The organism is Microbulbifer hainanensis, assembly GCF_014904735.1.
Classification (GTDB): Bacteria; Pseudomonadota; Gammaproteobacteria; order Pseudomonadales; family Cellvibrionaceae; genus Microbulbifer; species Microbulbifer hainanensis.
This window is the reverse complement of the sequence record NZ_JACZCR010000031.1, coordinates 23989-41656: the sequence shown is the minus strand read 5'-3', so window position 1 is coordinate 41656 and position 17668 is coordinate 23989. Positions and strand designations below refer to the sequence as shown.

The 17668-nt window shown below is 58.6% G+C and carries 15 protein-coding genes; 7 read left to right on the top strand and 8 right to left on the bottom strand.

Annotated elements, in window-relative coordinates; all coding sequences use genetic code 11:
- Positions 1 to 6 precede the first annotated feature (6 nt).
- From IG168_RS12275 to IG168_RS12265, 3 genes are all read left to right on the top strand, one after another.
- Positions 7 to 1158, top strand: a complete 1152-nt coding sequence (locus tag IG168_RS12275) for a sigma-70 family RNA polymerase sigma factor (RefSeq protein WP_193164699.1) — start codon at positions 7 to 9, stop codon at positions 1156 to 1158.
- A 176-nt stretch (positions 1159 to 1334) separates the two neighbouring features.
- Entirely contained in the window at positions 1335 to 1886 is a 552-nt protein-coding gene (locus IG168_RS12270) for an acyloxyacyl hydrolase (RefSeq protein ID WP_193164698.1), read from the top strand.
- 192 nt (positions 1887 to 2078) lie between these two features.
- Positions 2079 to 3185: a glycosyltransferase family 4 protein gene (locus IG168_RS12265; RefSeq protein ID WP_193164697.1), complete on the top strand. Its 1107-nt coding sequence runs from the start codon at positions 2079 to 2081 to the stop codon at positions 3183 to 3185.
- On the opposite strand, the gene IG168_RS12260 is transcribed toward IG168_RS12265, so the two are convergent.
- Positions 3121 to 4224 carry a glycosyltransferase gene (locus IG168_RS12260; protein WP_193164696.1) on the bottom strand — a complete coding sequence of 368 codons (1104 nt, stop codon included), beginning with the start codon at positions 4222 to 4224 and terminating at the stop codon, positions 3121 to 3123. The two genes, IG168_RS12265 and IG168_RS12260, sit on opposite strands and share 65 nt — an antisense overlap.
- Positions 4225 to 4472: 248 nt before the next feature.
- On the opposite strand from IG168_RS12260, the gene IG168_RS12255 reads away from it, so the two are divergent.
- Together IG168_RS12255 and IG168_RS12250 are read left to right on the top strand one after the other, a co-directional pair.
- Positions 4473 to 5372 carry a TraB/GumN family protein gene (locus IG168_RS12255; RefSeq protein WP_193164695.1) on the top strand — a complete coding sequence of 300 codons (900 nt, stop codon included), beginning with the start codon at positions 4473 to 4475 and terminating at the stop codon, positions 5370 to 5372.
- A 184-nt stretch (positions 5373 to 5556) separates the two neighbouring features.
- A complete protein-coding gene (locus IG168_RS12250; RefSeq protein WP_193164694.1) occupies positions 5557 to 6834 on the top strand; it encodes an OprO/OprP family phosphate-selective porin in 1278 nt (425 codons plus the stop codon).
- A gap of 67 nt (positions 6835 to 6901) precedes the next feature.
- Here the strand turns inward: IG168_RS12250 and IG168_RS12245 are convergent, their stop codons facing one another.
- Complete coding sequence (locus IG168_RS12245; protein WP_193164693.1) at positions 6902 to 10486, bottom strand: indolepyruvate ferredoxin oxidoreductase family protein; 3585 nt, start codon at positions 10484 to 10486, stop codon at positions 6902 to 6904.
- Positions 10487 to 10774: 288 nt separating this feature from the next.
- Here IG168_RS12245 and IG168_RS12240 point away from each other — a divergent pair, with 288 nt between their 5' ends.
- A complete protein-coding gene (locus IG168_RS12240; RefSeq protein WP_193164692.1) occupies positions 10775 to 11245 on the top strand; it encodes an Lrp/AsnC family transcriptional regulator in 471 nt (156 codons plus the stop codon).
- Positions 11246 to 11310: 65 nt separating this feature from the next.
- Here the strand turns inward: IG168_RS12240 and IG168_RS12235 are convergent, their stop codons facing one another.
- Positions 11311 to 11820 carry a shikimate kinase gene (locus tag IG168_RS12235; protein WP_193164691.1) on the bottom strand — a complete coding sequence of 170 codons (510 nt, stop codon included), beginning with the start codon at positions 11818 to 11820 and terminating at the stop codon, positions 11311 to 11313.
- 69 nt (positions 11821 to 11889) lie between these two features.
- A complete protein-coding gene (locus IG168_RS12230) occupies positions 11890 to 12612 on the bottom strand; it encodes an acyltransferase (protein WP_193164690.1) in 723 nt (240 codons plus the stop codon).
- A 125-nt stretch (positions 12613 to 12737) separates the two neighbouring features.
- Between IG168_RS12230 and IG168_RS12225 the strand changes: the two genes are divergently transcribed.
- Positions 12738 to 13355 carry a class I SAM-dependent methyltransferase gene (locus IG168_RS12225; RefSeq protein WP_193164689.1) on the top strand — a complete coding sequence of 206 codons (618 nt, stop codon included), beginning with the start codon at positions 12738 to 12740 and terminating at the stop codon, positions 13353 to 13355.
- On the opposite strand, the gene IG168_RS12220 is transcribed toward IG168_RS12225, so the two are convergent.
- From IG168_RS12220 to IG168_RS12205, 4 genes are all read right to left on the bottom strand, one after another.
- Entirely contained in the window at positions 13284 to 14393 is a 1110-nt protein-coding gene (locus tag IG168_RS12220) for a prenyltransferase/squalene oxidase repeat-containing protein (protein ID WP_226876928.1), read from the bottom strand. The two genes, IG168_RS12225 and IG168_RS12220, sit on opposite strands and share 72 nt — an antisense overlap.
- Complete coding sequence (locus tag IG168_RS12215) at positions 14390 to 15154, bottom strand: class I SAM-dependent methyltransferase (RefSeq protein ID WP_193164688.1); 765 nt, start codon at positions 15152 to 15154, stop codon at positions 14390 to 14392. Before IG168_RS12215 ends, IG168_RS12220 begins: the two co-directional genes overlap by 4 nt.
- Positions 15154 to 16500, bottom strand: coding sequence for a glycosyltransferase family 4 protein (locus IG168_RS12210; protein WP_193164687.1), 1347 nt, complete (start codon positions 16498 to 16500; stop codon positions 15154 to 15156). Before IG168_RS12210 ends, IG168_RS12215 begins: the two co-directional genes overlap by 1 nt.
- Before the next feature lie 186 nt (positions 16501 to 16686).
- Positions 16687 to 17523 carry an OmpW/AlkL family protein gene (locus tag IG168_RS12205; RefSeq protein WP_193164686.1) on the bottom strand — a complete coding sequence of 279 codons (837 nt, stop codon included), beginning with the start codon at positions 17521 to 17523 and terminating at the stop codon, positions 16687 to 16689.
- Positions 17524 to 17668: the final 145 nt, after the last annotated feature.

Genomic DNA, 17668 nt, shown 5'->3' with positions numbered 1-17668 from the left:
AGACACTTGTCCCGAGAAAACTTTTACTCAAGGGATGATGCATGGCTGAAGGACACAGACGAACCGCTCTCCGCGGCAATACCCGCCGAAGATGCCGCCGAGAGCCCGCCCACGACTGACCCCGAAACTGAACCCGAGGATGTTTCGGCAGCAGCGGAGTCGGCAGAAAGCAGCAGTACGCCGATGCAGAACTACCTCAAGCATCTGTATCGACTGGAACTGCTGTCTCCGGAGGAAGAGCACACGACCACCTGCATGTTGCGGGAACTGGAAGATAAACTGATCGCACTGCTGCAGAAACGCGGCCTGGAACTGGTGGAACTGCGCAGTGAGGGCGTGGAACAGCGGGGCAGTACCGGTGCCTATGATCACGGACTGATTATCGCCCGGGCTGAAGAGTTGCTCGCCGAAGGCAAGCTTTCAAAACGTGACCGCAGTGCGATGCAAAGCCTGCTGCGGCGTTTCCGCGCACAGCGCAAAAAATTGATCCAGTGTAACCTGCGGCTGGTCATCGCAATTGCCAAACGCTTCCGCAACCCGGCGGTGCCCTTTATCGACCTGATCCAGGAGGGTAATGTCGGCCTGATGAAAGCCATCGAGCGTTTCAAGCCGCAGATGGGTTACCGTTTTTCCACCTATGCCTACTGGTGGATTCAACAGGAGATACAGCTGGCTTTGCGTCGCAATGACGATCTCGTGCGCCAGCCCGCCAATGTGCAGGATGATCTGCGGGCAATCTACCGTGCAATCAGTGAAGTGCGCGCCGCGGGCTTGCCGGCCTCTGACGAGAACCTGGCCAAGCACACCGGCCTCGACCTGGAGCGTATCCAGAGCCTGCTCAAACTGCCCGGCCCCACTGGATCCCTCGACGACCCGGTGGCGGACGACCAGAGCAGCACGCGACTGGATTACGCGCCGGCGGACGAGGTCTACAACACCGATGAGCTGGTCACCAACCAGGAACTCGCGGAGCGCCTGCGCGAAGCCGTAGCGCGGCTACCTCCGCGTCAGCGCACGGTGTTGAGTCTGCGTTACGGGCTGATTTCCGATCGCGACTGCTCGTTTCGTGTCATCGGCGAACAGCTGGGGCTCAGCCAGGAACGGGCGCGCCAGTTGCACTCCGACGCGCTGCGTCAACTCAAACGGCAGTGGCGCTGACACCGTATCCGACCTCCTGTCCGCGCGGTTCCAATTGATTAGCGGAGCCGCGCGGATATTCTTATCGTCATACTCAGCGGTTAAACTCCGGTACCGGGAAGGCCATACACCTTGCCAATGACGGAGATCCGTCTAGTCTTTTGACCACCGAATAACCAAGTCAATAGTGATAAGCCATGCGCCGATTGTCCGCTGTCCCGCTACTGTGTTGCCTATTTACAACACCCGCAGTGCAGGCCGAACAGGAAGTAATTATTGGTGCGGGTAAAGGGCTTGGTGACGCGCTCATACAGCAGAAATCCATTTCCAGCGCCAAAATGGCCGGCATCAGTTACAGCTACCGCTTTGTGGAATACCCCACGGCCACGGGTCTCTGGCAGTGGTGGGGACAGGCCAGTTATTCCCATCTGACTCTAGATCATCGCGATGAACAACAGGACCAGAACATCTTCGAACTGAAGCCAGTCGTGCGCTGGTATCCGTGTAATGTGGCCCGCGGGCTGTTCGGCGAATTCGGTGTCGGTGGCGCCTATCTAACCCGGAAGAACTTCGGCGATATCGAACTCACCACCAAGCCGAATTTCGCTCTGCACTTTGCCGCTGGTTATCGCCTCGGTACGGGCAATGTGCTGTCACTGCGCTACAGCCATTTTTCCAACGCCTATACCAACACCCCGAATCCGGGTTTCGATTTCGCCTCGGTCAACTGGAATTTCAATTTCCAGTAATGCTGCTTTCTTCCTGCGCCCCGGCAACCTTCACAATTCGATCAAAATTCTGTAACACCCACCCCACAGAATAATCCCAATAAAAAGACGGGTAGTGCGCAAAGCGGATTTTGTCGCAGCCACCCCGGCGTCACGCAAACTCTGACAGGCAACTGCCAGCCGCCAAAGGACAGGCAGGGTTGCAACGGTTCTATGATTCAAAATATTTGCCACCTGATGGCCAGCCGCGAGCACGGCGACCTGGAAAAGCATGTTGCCGATCTATCGCGCTGGCAGGCGCACCATAGCGGCGCACGCGTCTCCGTGATCGGCCATCCGCGTTTCCAGACCACCCTGGATGAAGCGGTGCGGTTTATCCCGCTCAATACCGATCGCAATCGTCACCACCCCAACCTGACCTGGCGGCTAGCCAACCAGATCCGTGCCGGTGCTTTCCAGCTGGTGCACGGGCACGGTAGCAAGTCGGCGCAATTGCTGGCAGCAGTCCAGCAATATACCGATACCCTGCAGATCATTACTCGCCACAATGTACGTCATCCCCGCGACAAGCTCGCCAGCGCATTTGATGCGCGCATCGCGATCAGTCGCGCTGCCGTGGCCAACTCCCGCCTGAACTGGCACATCATTCCCAATGGCGTCGACGCCGCGACGATACCGTCCCCGGCAGCGAAGTATATGAACCGTCCGCCACAGATACTGGTCGTTGCGCGCCTGGTAAAAGTCGAGTGCCTGGATCGGCTCCTGCAGGCGATGCAATTGCTGCCGGATACCCAGTTGACTGTGATCGGTGACGGCCCGGAGAAAGAGAATCTACAAAAAACCGCGGAGGCACTGCAGCTGGTTCAACGGGTGCAGATCGCCGGTAACCTGGCGCCGGAACGGCGCAGAGCCCTGATGCGCAGCGCCGACCTGTTGATCAGCTGTTCACACGCCGATGGAAGCTGGTATACGGCGGTGGAAGCGCTGTTGCAGGGTTGCCCGGTGCTGTCCGGTCCCATCGGTGATATCGGCGACTACCTGCCAGCCGACTACCTGCTCCACAGTACTGAACCATCGCATATGGCGGAAAGACTTGATCAGATACTGGAAAACCGGGCTCGGCTGCAAACGGATTTCGAACCTGTCTTCGCCCGTGCGACCCGCGAACTGACCCTCGAGCATATGGCCAAAGAGACCTGGCGGGTGTATGCAGATCTGGTCGAGAGGCAAGCGGAAAGGCAGTCGGATGTGTCCGTCATGCCGACTGACACAAATCCTCGTAGACAGTCAGCGTCTGTGCTGTTGTCTCCTCGAGACTGAAGCCGGTGAAGTCGATGGCCCGGGGACGCTGCAATATCTCCAGGCTGGCAGCCAGCAGCGCGTCGATACCGTCGCGCTCCACCAGTCCCTGCGGAAAACATTGCTGCAGAACTTCCGCCGGCGCGCTATCCCGATAGGCGATGGCGGGGCAGTTCATTGCCAGCGCCTCGGCGACCGTATCCCCGCCGGGTTCTGCCGCTTCTGCCAGGTGATAGGTAATCTGCGCACTCGCATAGAGTTCGCGCATATCGCGCCGCTCGCCGAGAAACAGTACCTTGTCCGACAACCCCAGATCCAGCGCCAGCTGCTCAAGCTGCCGCGCGTACTTCTCACGTCCCGGATCGCCACTACCGACAATCAGGCCGAAGACGTCCTGGCGCTCCTGCGCCAGCGCCGCCAACATCTGCAGGAAAGTGCGCTGCCCTTGCGCGGGGGTGAGACGCGCCGGCATCAGCAACCAGTTTTTTCCTTCCAGTTGCGGATAGTCATTCAGCAGGCGCAACTGCCAGTGCCCTGAAATCGGCGCACTGCGATCGAACTCACGTGTATTGACGCCGCGGTGAATAACCAGAGGCGGACGACGCAGCTTTTTACCGAATTGCGATTGCAGATAATCTGCCACCGGCCGGGAGGCGGCAATCACCTGCTCTACTGAAGCCGCCAGACCGGCGTAAAAACCTACGCCGCTGGTATTGTGTACAGTGGTGACCAGTCGCGGCCTCTGCTGCTCCGACAGCCCACGCCAGGCGAGCCAGGTGAGCCGGGCCGGCACCCGCGCTCCGACTTGAATGATGTCCGGCTGCAACTCAAGCAGCACCCGACGCAGGCGCCGTACCAGTCGCAACGACCAAAACGGCTTTTTGTGCACTGGCAGCTGAATATGGCGGCTACCTCGCAGGGTCAGGCGTGATACCAGCTCACCGCCATTGGAAATCACAACGGATTCATGCCCATTGCGCACTAGTTCGTGAGCAAAGTCCAAAACGCCCTTTTCTACCGCGCCGCCATTCAGCTCGGGCAAAATTTGTACGATCCGCATAGTTCCAGCCAAGTGCCAATTGGTACATATTCAATGTTGAGAATTGTGACACTTTTTCTGCCGCGCGAACCACCACTTTTTACGACGGAATATCGTCGTGCGGCTTCTGTTCACCGCTCCAGCGAAAAACGTGAACAATGCCGGAAATATTCCGTGACTGGTCGCACAGCCGAAGCACATAGCCAATTAGCCCCTCCGCGAAAATCCCGTGCTACCATCAGCGGCCGATCCAATTGCCGGAGACCAGCATGTCTTTCTTCAGGTTTTCACGTTATTTGAGCGGCGGAATTGCCGCACTACTCCTGCTGTTATGCGCGGCCGCCAATGCGGCGGGAGACAAGGGGCTGTTCTGGAAAGCCGAGAAAGGTGGGCACGAGATTTATCTACTCGGCTCCGTACATATGGCGACCGCCGACTTCTACCCCCTGCGCGACACCATTCAGCAGGCCTATCAAAATGCCGACACGCTGGTAGTTGAAGCCGATGTCATGGCCGCAGAAGGCGATATGGACCTGCAGAAAAAAGTCATGCAGGAATCGCTCTACACCGGCGGGCGCAGCCTGCGCGACGACCTATCCCCCGCAGTCTACCAGAAGCTGCAGCAGTGGCTGCAGCAACGCCAATTACCGGAACCGCTGTTTATCCGCCAGCGCCCTGCATTTGCCATGATCACGCTGAGCATGGTGGAAATGAAAGCCCACGGCCTGGACCCAAGCCTGGGTATCGACCGCCACTTCCTGAAGCAGGCCAAAGGCGACGGCAAACGGATTGTGGAACTGGAGGGCATCCTCGAACAGCTGAAGATGCTCAACGAGCTCGACAACCCGAACCTGCTGCTAGAGCAGACGCTCGAACAGCTGCAGGATATCGACACCTTCATTCCCAGGCTGACCGGCGCCTGGAAATCCGGCGACAGCAACTCCCTCTACCGGCTGATCATCGCCGACGACCTGGCAGAGCACCCGGAATACCGGCCTCTCTACGACAAGCTGTTCTTCAGCCGCAACGCCGAAATGGCCTCGGGCATCCTCAAGGCGAGCACTTCCAGCAAATCCCTCTTTGTCATTGTCGGCGCCGGCCACCTGGTGGGCGACGAAAGCGTACTGCGGGAATTGAAATCGAAGGGCTTCAGCGTGCAACAACTTTAACGCCGACGATGGAAATAGCCTTCACCGAACAATAAAAACGCCCGGAGAACACAATTAATCTCTGGGCGAATAATGAATTCTCTCTGAAATCAGCTCCCCCATAAAAAGAGTTCGCTAGTCCCTGCTATGCTCGAAAGCGTCCAATACGGAAATTGGTACGCAGATTAAATACACGGAGGTATCGATGAGTAGGCTGGCGACAGTTGGGGTACTGGCGGGCGCCATACTGGCCTTTCCCGCTTTGGCCGACCAGGCAGAAACCAAGGGCGGGCTGAAAATTACTTCCGATGACGGAAACTTTTCCGCCGAGCTTGGCGGGCGCATTCACTTTGACACCTACCTGTTTGACGGAGATATCGAAGATCCGGTCAGTACGACGGAATTCCGGCGCGCTCGCATCACGCTTGAGGGAGAAGCCTACACCTGGGAGTACAAACTGGAGCAGGACTTCGCCGCCGGCAGCACCCTGGCGGGGTTCAGGGAGGTCTGGATCGGCCACGAATTTTGGGGTGGCAGTATCAAGATCGGGCAGTTCAAGCCTCCCCGCGCGATGGAAGAGCTGACCAGCTCCAATGAAATTCTCATGCTGGAGCGTCCCTTCACTACCGCCACAGGTATCTATGACGGGCGGCAGTTTCAGCAGGGCATCGGCTGGAACAACCACTGGGGCTGCTATACCGCCGGCGTTATGGCGTTCAACCTGCGCAACGCTGAAACTCCGCGCAACGAAGGGGTCGGTACTGCAGCGCGATTTACCTGGGCGCCGATCAATAACGATCTCAGCACCATTCATTTCGGCATCTCTTACAGCTATGAGGACGCCAACCGGAATTCCGAACCACTGGAAGCCGATGCAGACTACGCCGGACGTCGCGGACCCAGCCAGCTGATCGCCTTGACCCCGGGCGACGAAGAGTTTTTCTTCGGCGAATTCGGTGATGAAGACTTTTTCCTCGGACGCCAGGGCGGCTCTGTCGGCGTTGCCGACCTGGAATTGGCGGGCAGCTGGGGACCGCTCTATGCGCAGATGGAATACGCCTACGGGAACTATGACGGCGATTACTATGTCTCCGAACAAGTCTTCGAAGACTTCTTCGACGCCCCGCCCACCTTCGATTGTGACCCCGATTTCGGCTGTTTCATTGGCGACCAGGATGTCCGCGCATGGTATATCCAGGGAAGCTGGCTGATCACCGGTGAGCACAAGCCCTACAACAGCAAAAAGGGTGTATTCAAGTCAGCCAAACCCAACAGTCCCTGGGGCGCCTGGGAGCTAACCGCGCGCTACGAATCCTTCAAAAACGATGATATCTCTCACCTGAAAGCGGACAGCTGGATCGTGGGCGTCAATTACTACCACAATCCCAAGGTGCGTTTTATGTTCAATTATCGCTTCGGGGACGACGACTTTACCGGTGATGGAACCAACCAGTTCGGGATTCGCGCACAGATGAGCTGGTAACCGGCCGGCGGCAAAATTCAGGGCAAAAAAAACCGGGGACTGGCCCCGGTTTTTTTATTCTGGCAGATCAGCCGACCTGCTGCGCCTTGGACGGATCGAAGACCTCGACCCGCGTCGCCTTACCGTCCAGGTCCGCGCGCGGATTGCGGAAGCGCTCCAGCGCGGCCTCCCGCAGTTGCTGTGCCTTTTCCAGGCTGGCCTCTTTTACCAGGCCGTATCCGCGGATTGCATCCGGGTAGCTCAGCAACTCGATGGCCGCGGCGTGGTTCTCGGCCTTGAGTTCGTCGATCGCCTTGTTCACCGCCTGTTCGTATTCGCCGATCAGGGCGCGCTCCATTTTCCGCTCGGTGGTGTAGCCAAATACGTCAAACGCGGTGCCGCGCAGTCCCTTCAGTTTGGCCAGCAGGCCAAACGCCTTGTACATCCAGCCGCCGAACTTGAGTTTGCGCGGACGGCCCAGCGCCTTGTCGAACGGTGCGATCAGCGGCGGAGCCAGATTGAATTCCAGCTCGAAGTCGCCGGCGAAGTTTTCTTCCAGAGCTTTGACGAAGCGTCCATCGGTGTACAGACGCGCAACCTCGTACTCATCTTTGTACGCCAGCAGTTTCGCGTAGTTGCGCGCAACCACTTCCGCCAGCGCTTCGCTGCCGGGAACCTTGAGGCTCTCGGCCGCCTTCACCTTGTCCACCAGTGCACGATAGCGCTGCGCCAATTCGGCATTCTGGTATCCGGTCAGGTGTTCGCTGCGGTGGGCAACGATCTCTGCCAGTGTGCGCGGCAGGGATTTTTCCTCGATACCACCTTTCAGCAAGGCGTCCAGGCCGCTGCGATTGGCGGCGGCCAGTCGACCGGCGGCAAAGCCTTGCAGGTTGCCCTCTACCGCCACGCCATTCAGCTCGATGGCCTGCAACAGTGAGTCCTGCCCCAGCGGCAACAGGCCTTTCTGCCAGGCAAAGCCGAGCATGAAGATATTGGCAGCCAGGGTATCCCCCAGGGCCGCACTGGTGAGCTTGTGCCCCTCGACAGAGTCCAGCTCTTTGACCGCGCTGTTGATGGTATCCAGCACCGCCTGCGGCGAGTGGGTATCCTCGCGGCCCAGTACCGACGCAGCCGTAGGGCTCAGGTGCGTGTTGACCACTGCGCGGCTGTGGGTTTCATCCAGCTTGGCCAGACAGGCGGCCAAGTTACCTGCAGCGATCAGGTCGCAGGCCACCAGGGCGTCGGCGCGGCCGTCGGAGATGCGTACTGCCTGCAGCGCCTCCGGCTGCTGCGCAAAGCGCACATGGGAATAGACCGCCCCGCCCTTCTGCGCCAGACCGGTCTGATCCAGGGTGCTGCTGGCCTTGCCTTCAATGTGCGCAGCCATCGCCAGCAGCGCGCCGATCGTCACCACGCCGGTGCCGCCGACACCGGTCACCAGCAGGTTGTAAGGTTCATCCAGTTGCGGCAATTGCGGATCCGGCAGCTTTGCGGCCTCGGTGCGCAGCACATCGCCGACACCGGCGCGCTTGGCCAGCTTGCCGCCCTTGATGGTGACAAAAGACGGACAGAAGCCATTCACACAGGACATATCCTGGTTACAGCCAGTCTGGTTGATCCGGCGCTTGTCGCCCAGGGCCGTATCGACTTTCTCCACGGCGATACAGCTGGACTGCTTCACACAGTCGCCACAGCCTTCGCACACCAGCTCGTTGATAAACGGGCGCCCTTCCGCTTTCGGCAACAGGCCGCGCTTGCGCTTGCGGCGCAGCTCGGTGGCGCAGGTCTGGTCGTAGATGATGACGGTGCAGCCTTCGGTCTCGCGGAGCTCTTCCATCACCACCGGCATATGGTCGCGGTGGCGGATTTCCACTTCGCTCGGGAAGGTCAGCGCGCCCTTGTACTTGTCCGGGTTGTCCATCACCAGCACGACTTTCTGCACGCCCTCGGACAGTACCTGGCGGCAGATCATGTCCGGTGCCAGTTCGCCGTCGTGGGGCTGACCGCCGGTCATGGCGACGGCGTCGTTAAACAGGATCTTGTAAGTGATATTCACCTTCGCGGCCACAGAGGCGCGAATGGCGAGGATACCGGAGTGGAAATAGGTACCGTCACCGAGGTTCACGAATACGTGCTTTTCACTGGTGAATGGCGCCTGGCCGACCCAGTTCACACCCTCGGCACCCATCTGGGTAAAGGTATAAGTCTCGCGATCGAGCCACTGGGCCATATAGTGACAACCGATCCCGGCGAGTGCGCGGCTGCCTTCAGGCACCTTGGTAGAGCGGTTGTGCGGGCAGCCCGCACAGAACATCGGCAGTCGCGAAACGCTGGAGCCGGCCTGCTGGGAAATACGTTCCGCCAGTGCGCTCAGGCGCATCAGGCGGTGCTCGGCGCGCTCGCCAAGCTGGCGGCCGTTGTAGGCCTTGTCCGACAGGACCTTGCCCAGCACCTGCGCCACAATCGCCGGCGACAGTTCGCCGTACATGGGCATCAGCGGGCGGTCATTTTCATCGACCTTACCGATAATACGCGGGAAGTGCGGATCTTTCAGGTGGACGTTGTACAGCTCCTCTTTCAGCTGTACCTCCATCAGGCTGCGCTTCTCCTCAAGCACGAGGAGATAGTCGAGGCCGCGGGCAAATTCCTGGATACCCGGGACGTCGAGCGGATAGGTCATGCCCACCTTGAGGATACGGATGCCCAGGGCCTTCGCCTGCGCCTCGTCGATGCCCATATCCTCAAAGGCCTGCATCAGGTCGAGGTGGGCCTTACCGGTACTGACAATCCCGAGGGTTGCCTCGGGGTTTTCCAGCACCACTTTGTTCAGTTTGTTGGCGCGGGCAAACGCCAGCGCCGCCGGACGCTTGTAACGCCACAGGCGCTCTTCCTGCTCCAGCGGATTGTCCTGCTTGCGGATATTCAGGCCGCCCTCGGGGCGCTCCACTTCCGGGTAAGAAAACTGCACGCGCTGCGGATCCACCTCAACGGTAGCCGAGCTGTCCATATTTTCCGCCAGCGTGATCATTGCCACCCAGCAACCGCTGAAACGGGAAAGCTCCAGTCCGTAGTGGCCGTAGTCCAGTACTTCCTGCACCGTGGCCGGGTTCAGGACCGGGATGTGCATGTCGACGAAGGCGAATTCGGACTGGCCGGGATAGGAGGAGGATTTACAGCCGTGATCGTCGCCGGCAATGATCAGCGCCCCGCCCTTCGGCGAGGAACCGGCGGCGTTGGCGTGGCGGAAGGCGTCGCCACAACGGTCGACACCCGGGGTCTTGCCGTACCAGATACCGCAGACGCCATCCACTTCGGCACCGTCAAACAGGCCCACCTGCTGGGAGCCCCAAACGGATGTCGCGGCCAATTCTTCGTTGACGCCGGGGAGAAAACGGATCTTGTATTCGTCGAGGTGTTTTTTCGCGCGGGTCAACTGCTGGTCGTAACCGCCCAGGGGGGAGCCGCGGTAACCGGAAATAAAGGTAGCTGTATTGAGTCCACGTTCGCGGTCCATGCGCATCTGGTCGATGGGTAACCGCACCAGCGCCTGAATCCCGGACAGCAACACGCGCCCCTTCAGGGTGGTGTAACGGTCGTCCAGGGAAATCTGTTTGGCCTGGACTTTCTGCGGGGATGCGGCCGCTTGCTGCGGACGGGTCACTTGCTCACTCATACACCTACTTCCGGTTATCGTTCCAGTTCAAACCGGGCCCCTGAGAGGGCTCGATTCGTGCAATTGGTCATTATTGTTCCGGCGTCACTGCCACCGTTCGCCGGCGCGCCATTCACCCAATTAGAAGTGGGTGTGGCGGGCAATCACAAAATTCATTTGTTCCGCGACGAACTGGTCAGGTCATACTAGTGCGTTAAGCGCAATAGAGCATTGCTTTATTAACGCAATTGCGCATAAAATTATGATAGTTATCTCGACTGGAACAATTTTTGTAGGATAGGAGTTTATATGAAGCGTTCGACAGACCTGGACGATTTTGACCGCAAGATTCTGCGAGCGCTGCAGGAGAACGCCGATTATTCCATGGCGGAACTCGGAGACAAAGTGGGATTATCCCACACCCCCTGCTGGCGCCGCATCAAACGCCTCGAGGCCGAAGGCATTATCCGCGGACGCGTGACCCTACTCGACCCCCGAAAACTCGACCTGGGAGTCACAGTATACTGCTATGTCACTATACACAACCACGACGAGGATTCACTGAATAGTTTCGAATCAGCGGTTCAGGATGTGCAGGAAGTTGTGGAATGTTACTCCACCAGTGGCGATAAAGACTATGTCCTGCGTGTAGTGGTCGACAGCGTGGAGCACTACGAGCAGCTGTTAAAACGCTCGCTGGTGCACCTGCCCAACGTGGCCTCGGTGAATTCCACCTTTGCACTGAAACAGGTGAAGTACACCACGCAGCTGCCGCTGTAAGCCAGCGGGTATTTCCGGCCAGTTGCCGGGGCGAAACACAGAGTTCGCCCCGGCAACTGGCCGCGCTAGCTGTTAGGGAGCTGACCCAACACCTGGTCCAGCACCTGCTGCAGATTGCGGCCGTCGCAATCCACGCTGATATCTGCATACTGGCGGTACAACGCCTGGCGCTCCGCAAACAGTTCCGCAAATGACTGTCCCGGCGCCTTGGCTATGCCGCGACTTTCATAGTTGTGTATGCGCCGGCGCAATTCATCCGCGGAACAGTTCAGGAATACCACGGGGCCGAACCGTCGCAGGTTCGCCATGCCTTCCTCGCTGTAAACGGCGCTGCCACCGGTGGCAATCACGTGATTGGGCAGGTCCGCAGCGGCGATCACCTCGCCCTCGATCCGGCGCAGATTCAAATAATCACTTTCGTTCATGATTTCCTGCAGGGTTTTCCCTTCCCGCAACTGAATCAGCACATCGGTATCGACAAAATCCAAGGCCAGCTCTTTGGCCAGCAATACTCCCAGCGTGCTCTTGCCCGCCCCCGGCATCCCGATCAGGACAACGCTTTTATATTTTTTCATTGTAAATCACTATTCCCCAAAACCGCTCACTCGCAATCTCTCTCAGCTCCGCCAACTCCAATCCGCAACCTAATCCCCCTGTCGCGGGAAAATCAGCGAACGCAGCCACCCGCGGAGACTGTTCCCCTGCAGCAACATCCTATCCAGCGCGTCCATATTGTGTGCCTGGCGAAAGGCATCGGCAAACAGTGCTTCACGGGTAATCATGCGGCGCGCAGGATTAATCTTTTTGATTTCCCGGGCCGGATTGCCGGCCACCACGGTATTTTCCGGCACATCCCTGGTCACCACACTACCCGCCCCGACGACGGAGTTATCGCCGATGCTGACACCTTTACAGATGATGGCACTGTCACCGATCCAGACATTGTTGCCCAGGGTGATCGGCGCGGTGCAGCGAAAAGGCCGGGTGCGATTGTACAGGCCGTGCCAGTCCGAGTCCGAGATATAGACATTCGCGGCAATCATGCAGGCATTGCCAATTGTGATCGACTCCGCCGCGGAAATACGCACACCCGGTGAAATCAATACATAGTTGCCGACGTTGATAAACGCATCGCCACCGCGATGGCCGAGCGTTGTAAAGCGGATGCAGTTATCCGGTGTGGAAATCAGGTGCGGGAAATCCCCCAGGCGGATATTGCGACCGAATACCTGGACAGATGGTGGGTGCATGATTTCCGGATCGCGTCCGACACCATCGAACTGCGGCAGTAAAAAATGGCGGCAACGCCACCTGCGCAGACGCAGCAGCCAGTGTTTGAGCCAATAGGGTCGGTGATCTTTGCGCATTAATTGTATTCAATTTATCCGTGCGGAATTAGCCGTGGAAACCACTGCGAAAAAAAACATCTTCAATTGCTTTTCGACAATCGCCGGTTTACTGTTTCCGCCACAGTAAAAAACAGTGATATTCCATGTCCATCAAACTGCCCATCGACATTCGCAACGTCAAAGGATTTCTCGCGCCTCACGAGGGCGAAGCACTTTACCACCTGGCCGCAGAGGCCAGCACCCTCGGCCCGGTTCTCGAAGTGGGCAGTTATTGCGGTAAATCCTCTGTTTACCTCGCCGCTGCCTGCAAACTGGTCGACAGCGTCCTTTTTGCCGTCGATCATCACCGCGGATCGGAAGAGCACCAACCGGGCGAGGAGTATCACGATCCCGAACTGTATGATGACGGCGCGCAGTTGATGGACAGTTTCCGCACCTTCCGTCGCAATATCCGCGCTGCGGAATTGGAGAACTGGGTGGTACCGGTCGTCGCGCCGTCAGCGGTTGCGGCGCGCCACTGGAACACGCCACTGGGGCTTGTCTTTATCGACGGCGGCCACTCCCTGGAAGCCGCCACAACCGATTACCGCAGCTGGACACGGCACATTGTGCCCGGTGGCTATCTGGCCATTCACGATATTTTCCCCGATCCCGCCGACGGCGGGCAGGCGCCCTACGATATCTACAAGCTAGCCCTGGCTTCCGGCCAATTCGAGCTGGTCGAGATGGTCGATACCCTCGGGGTTCTGCGCCGCCTCTGAGCGCAAATCAACTGAAGTAAACAGGTCGCTGGCCGGTGTCAGCTTGGCGAGCGCATCGGCAGCGAGCAGCATGGCACCGACGGTCCAGGTGGTTTTTTCTTCGGGCCAGATGGCACTGTCCCGGTAGACGTATCCGGTCCAGTAGCCGCCGTCGCTGTCCTGCCAGCGGTGCAAACCCCGATAGAGCTTTTCCGCTCGACCGCGGTCGCCAGCGGCGATTAACGCCATGGTCAGCTCGCAGGATTCCGCAACCGTCACCCAGGGCTCATCATTGACGCAGCGGCAACCGAGCCCCGCCACGACAAACTCACCCCATTTCTGCTGCAATCGCGCGCGCGCGGCCGCACCACTGAATACACCGGTCAGCACCGGGTAAAACCAGTCCATCGAGAAACGCGCCTTGCTCTCCCAGGTACGATCGAATCGCTCGGGTCTGTCCCGCAATGCACGGCCCAATTCATTCCGCGCCGCAGCCCAATGCGGTCGTGCATGCCCCAGGGTGTGGGCGATATTGCTCGCGCACTCCAGGCTTTTGAAAATCGAGGAACACCCGGTAATCAGCGCGTCATTCATTACCGATCCATCCGCTGCGACCGCCCACTGGATCTCGCCGTATTCCGACTGCAGCGCCAGCACAAACTCCACTGCGCGTTCAACCGCCGGCCAGTAGTCGCGGAGAAACGCGGTATTGCCAGTAATCAGAAAATGATGCCAGATGCCGGTGGCAAAGTAGGCCACGAAATTGCTTTCGCGCCGCTCACCATTGTGCACTTCCCCGTCTTTGTATGCGGCCCACCAGCTGCCATCGTCCAACTGTATATCGGCCAGCCAGCGATAGGCGCTCTCCGCCGCGGCAAACTCACCCGCTATGCTGAGCCCCATGGCAGCTTCCACATGATCCCAGGGATCGGCGTAACCACCATCAAACCAGGGAATAGCCCCATCTGGCCGTTGACGGCCGAGAATATAGTCGGCACTGGCACGGAGAAAACCCTCCGGGACAACCGGGCTTGAAATCGCTGCTGCACTTTCGCTCAAACCGAAACCTCCACTGCGGGACTGCCGGCCTCAACGCTCTCAACAACATTCGCCCGGGGAGGCTTTACAAAATACAGCACGATACTTTTTCCCAGCAGCGGATTCAGCAGTTTTTCCAACCAGCGCGTCAACCATGGTTTGCGCATCATGTCCCAGACCAGCAGGCGGTGATATCCCGATAAAATCCGCGACTCCGGCCTGTGCCACAGAAAACACTTCAGCCACCAATAGGGCGCGTGCAGTGCGTGAGCCTTGTGACGGGAAAAATACCTGTGCCCGAGCTGCTCGATACTGCGGCGCAGCTGGCGCTCGCGGAAAATCCGGATATGGCCACCTTCGACCTGGTGATACTCATCGCTGAGTTTCCAGCAGATCCACTCCGGAAAAAACGCCGGCACGCTCGCTGCGAAAATACCGGATGGCTTCAGCACGCGATCGATTTCTGCCAGTACACCGGCGTAATCCTCGATATGCTCAAGCACTTCCGAGCAGATCACCACGTCAAAAGTTTGATCGGCGAATGGCAGCCGCTGCCCGTCGGCAACACTCAACAGCAACCTGCCGGAGAGCTGCTCCTGCTCGACAAACGGCTGCGCGCGCTCCTGTGCGGTGCAGATATCCGCGGGATTCAAATCGACGCCGACAACATCGACATTGTCGGTAATCGCAAAATGGATGGCGTGACGCCCCTCACCACACCCAAGGTCGAGCACCTTCTGTCCAGGCTGCAGATTTAATGTTTGCGGATCTACGGTAATCATCAGGCCGCCTCCGCACTTTTGTCGATCTGAGCTTCCAGCTGAGCCTCCATAGTCGTTGGTCGTTCTGCGGTTTCGCCCAGGATCTCTCGGTAATATTCGACCAGCCGTTCGGCGGCCAGCTGCCAGGAAAATGCCTGCTCTATCCGCGCGCGCCCTGTTGCACTGAGCGTCGCGCATTGTGAAGGATCGGCCAGAAGCGCACCGAGGGCCAAGGCCAGGGCCGCGCTGTCGCCGGCCGGCACAACAATACCGGCATCACCGACCACTTCCGGCAGCGCGCCACCATCGCTGGAAATCACCGGTACGCCACAGGCCATAGCCTCGCCCGCCGGCAATCCGAAGCCTTCATAGAGAGAGGGACAGACCACAACACCGGCGCTTGCGTAGTGGGCAACCAGCTCGTCGTTGGAAATTCCGGAGACAAAGTGCACCGAGGACTGCAGGTCCAGCTCATTGAGCAACTGCTCGGTGGCACCACCCTCCTGCAACGAGCCCACGACCAGCAGTTCCAGCTGCGGATACTGTGGCCGCAGCTGCGCCAGCGCATGCAACAGGAATCGCAAACCCTTGAGGGGCTGATCGGCGGAAGCCGTGGTCATGATGCGCAGTGGATTGCGCGCTATCTGGGGCATTGGTCGAAAAACGCCGGTGTCGATACCGTTGTAAATCAGCCGGATCTGCTCCGGCGCAACGCCAAACTGTTCGACAATATCCCGCTCTGACTGGCGCGATACGGTAACGATATGCCGCAGCCGTCGCGCCACCTTGATCTGCATTCGCAGGAAACTGTGCCAGCGGCGCACCAGCAGCCTGAAGCGCCAGTCGGGCGCAGCATCCAGCGCCAGTTGGCGGTCACGGGTAATGGGGTGATGAATCGTCGCCACTACCGGGATCCCGGATTTTTCGATATCCAGTAATCCGTAACAGAGGGACTGGTTGTCATGCACTATGTCGTAGTGCTGCCCGTGCTGACGCAGGTACCGGGCCGCGCGACGGCCAAACGTATAGGGTTCTACAAAGCCGCCACTGAGTTTACCCCACCACTCGAAAAAGTCCGTCCACGACAGCAGGTGGCGGAACCGCAGGGCCCGGGTCGGATTCTCGGATTCAAAGAGGTTGAGCCCTGGCATCTTGATCAGTTTGACCCGGGGATCCAGATCGGGATAGGGCTGGCCGGAAATAACATCCACGGAGTGACCGGCTTCTACCAGTGCCTTGCTCAGGTAGTGCAGGTAAACCCCCTGCCCGCCACAGTACGGATGGCTCCGGTACCCCAGCAGGCAAATTTTGAGTGGCCGCGGCTGCGCGCGCGATGGACCGTCTGCACAATGCCCCAAGGCGGTCATGGCTTCCCCATTTACGTTGTTCTACTACCGGAGTGAAAGCGAAGAATACACTGGCATGGAAATGACCGCCAGACAGAAACTGTCCACTTTCGTGGCGATATGGAAAGGATAGCCGGGATAGAAAAACACGAGGCGGGTGAGCACTACCAAGAGCGCCGACCCGCCTCGAGATTGAATAGTTGCCGATTAAAAACTGAACTTGTATCCGATACCCAGATTGAACATCCAGGGATCCAGATCAAAGTCATCGCGCACACGCACTGGCAGCGTTACCGGCGCGCCAAAGCCCGGGGGCAAGGTATCGGTATCGAAGCCGAGGTTGATATGCGGGCTGGCATCCACATACATCGCCGACGCGTTAACCTGCCAGGCGCTGCCCGGGCCGAAATTGAAATCGACCCCAATCTGGGCCGTCCAGCTGAAATCACTGCCGACAGTGATCAGGCCGTGGCGGTTGGCGGGACCATCTCTGAATACTGGCCGCAGAAAATCCTCTTCGATATCCACGTAGGCCACACCGAGTCCGACGTAGGGCTGGATCAGGCAGTTGGCGCCCAGTGGATACCAGTTGGCCAACAAGCTGGTGGTGTAACTGTCAAAATCACCTATATCCTCGCGAAAATCCCCGATGAATGTACTGCGGGTGTAGGCGTTGGAAAACAGCTTGGCGTCGTGGCTGGCGCTGTTGTAGTGGTACAACTCAATACCCCAGTGCTCCATCGGCATATACACAGCGCTGAGATACCAGGTGGTATCGTTATCCAGATCCAGCTTCACCCCCACATCCACCGGGATCGGATTGTCGTCCTCAATCGTCGGATCATCCACACTGAATCTCTGCACGGTGGACAAGGCACTGCTATCCGGTTCCACATACGCGGCACCGACGCGAATCATCAAAGCGCCGTTGAAAACCGGGGCGGCCTGAATCGGATAACCGGAGGGACCAGCAACCGCCGACTGCGCGGCGAGGCCGGCGCAACCCGCCACAGCCAGGGGAATGAGGAGGGGCTTAAATCTCATGGGTAACTCCTTTTAACGCTGAAAAGCTCCTTCGCCGCAGTCGCGGTTACTTCACAGTATAGGAGGGGTTTATCAACCTGCAGTAAGGGTTACCTAATTTGTACGGCTTTATAGGGAAGATATTCCGTCATTCTTTTTTGCCGCA

Excerpts from the sequence above, each read along its gene's own strand:
- IG168_RS12270 (WP_193164698.1), top strand. The coding sequence starts at position 1,335 with ATGCGCCGATTGTCCGCTGTCCCGCTACTGTGTTGCCTATTTACAACA.
- IG168_RS12265 (WP_193164697.1), top strand. The coding sequence starts at position 2,079 with ATGATTCAAAATATTTGCCACCTGATGGCCAGCCGCGAGCACGGCGAC.
- IG168_RS12260 (WP_193164696.1), bottom strand. The coding sequence starts at position 4,224 with ATGCGGATCGTACAAATTTTGCCCGAGCTGAATGGCGGCGCGGTAGAA.
- IG168_RS12255 (WP_193164695.1), top strand. The coding sequence starts at position 4,473 with ATGTCTTTCTTCAGGTTTTCACGTTATTTGAGCGGCGGAATTGCCGCA.
- IG168_RS12250 (WP_193164694.1), top strand. The coding sequence starts at position 5,557 with ATGAGTAGGCTGGCGACAGTTGGGGTACTGGCGGGCGCCATACTGGCC.
- IG168_RS12245 (WP_193164693.1), bottom strand. The coding sequence starts at position 10,486 with ATGAGTGAGCAAGTGACCCGTCCGCAGCAAGCGGCCGCATCCCCGCAG.
- IG168_RS12240 (WP_193164692.1), top strand. The coding sequence starts at position 10,775 with ATGAAGCGTTCGACAGACCTGGACGATTTTGACCGCAAGATTCTGCGA.
- IG168_RS12235 (WP_193164691.1), bottom strand. The coding sequence starts at position 11,820 with ATGAAAAAATATAAAAGCGTTGTCCTGATCGGGATGCCGGGGGCGGGC.
- IG168_RS12230 (WP_193164690.1), bottom strand. The coding sequence starts at position 12,612 with ATGCGCAAAGATCACCGACCCTATTGGCTCAAACACTGGCTGCTGCGT.
- IG168_RS12225 (WP_193164689.1), top strand. The coding sequence starts at position 12,738 with ATGTCCATCAAACTGCCCATCGACATTCGCAACGTCAAAGGATTTCTC.
- IG168_RS12215 (WP_193164688.1), bottom strand. The coding sequence starts at position 15,154 with ATGATTACCGTAGATCCGCAAACATTAAATCTGCAGCCTGGACAGAAG.
- IG168_RS12210 (WP_193164687.1), bottom strand. The coding sequence starts at position 16,500 with ATGACCGCCTTGGGGCATTGTGCAGACGGTCCATCGCGCGCGCAGCCG.
- IG168_RS12205 (WP_193164686.1), bottom strand. The coding sequence starts at position 17,523 with ATGAGATTTAAGCCCCTCCTCATTCCCCTGGCTGTGGCGGGTTGCGCC.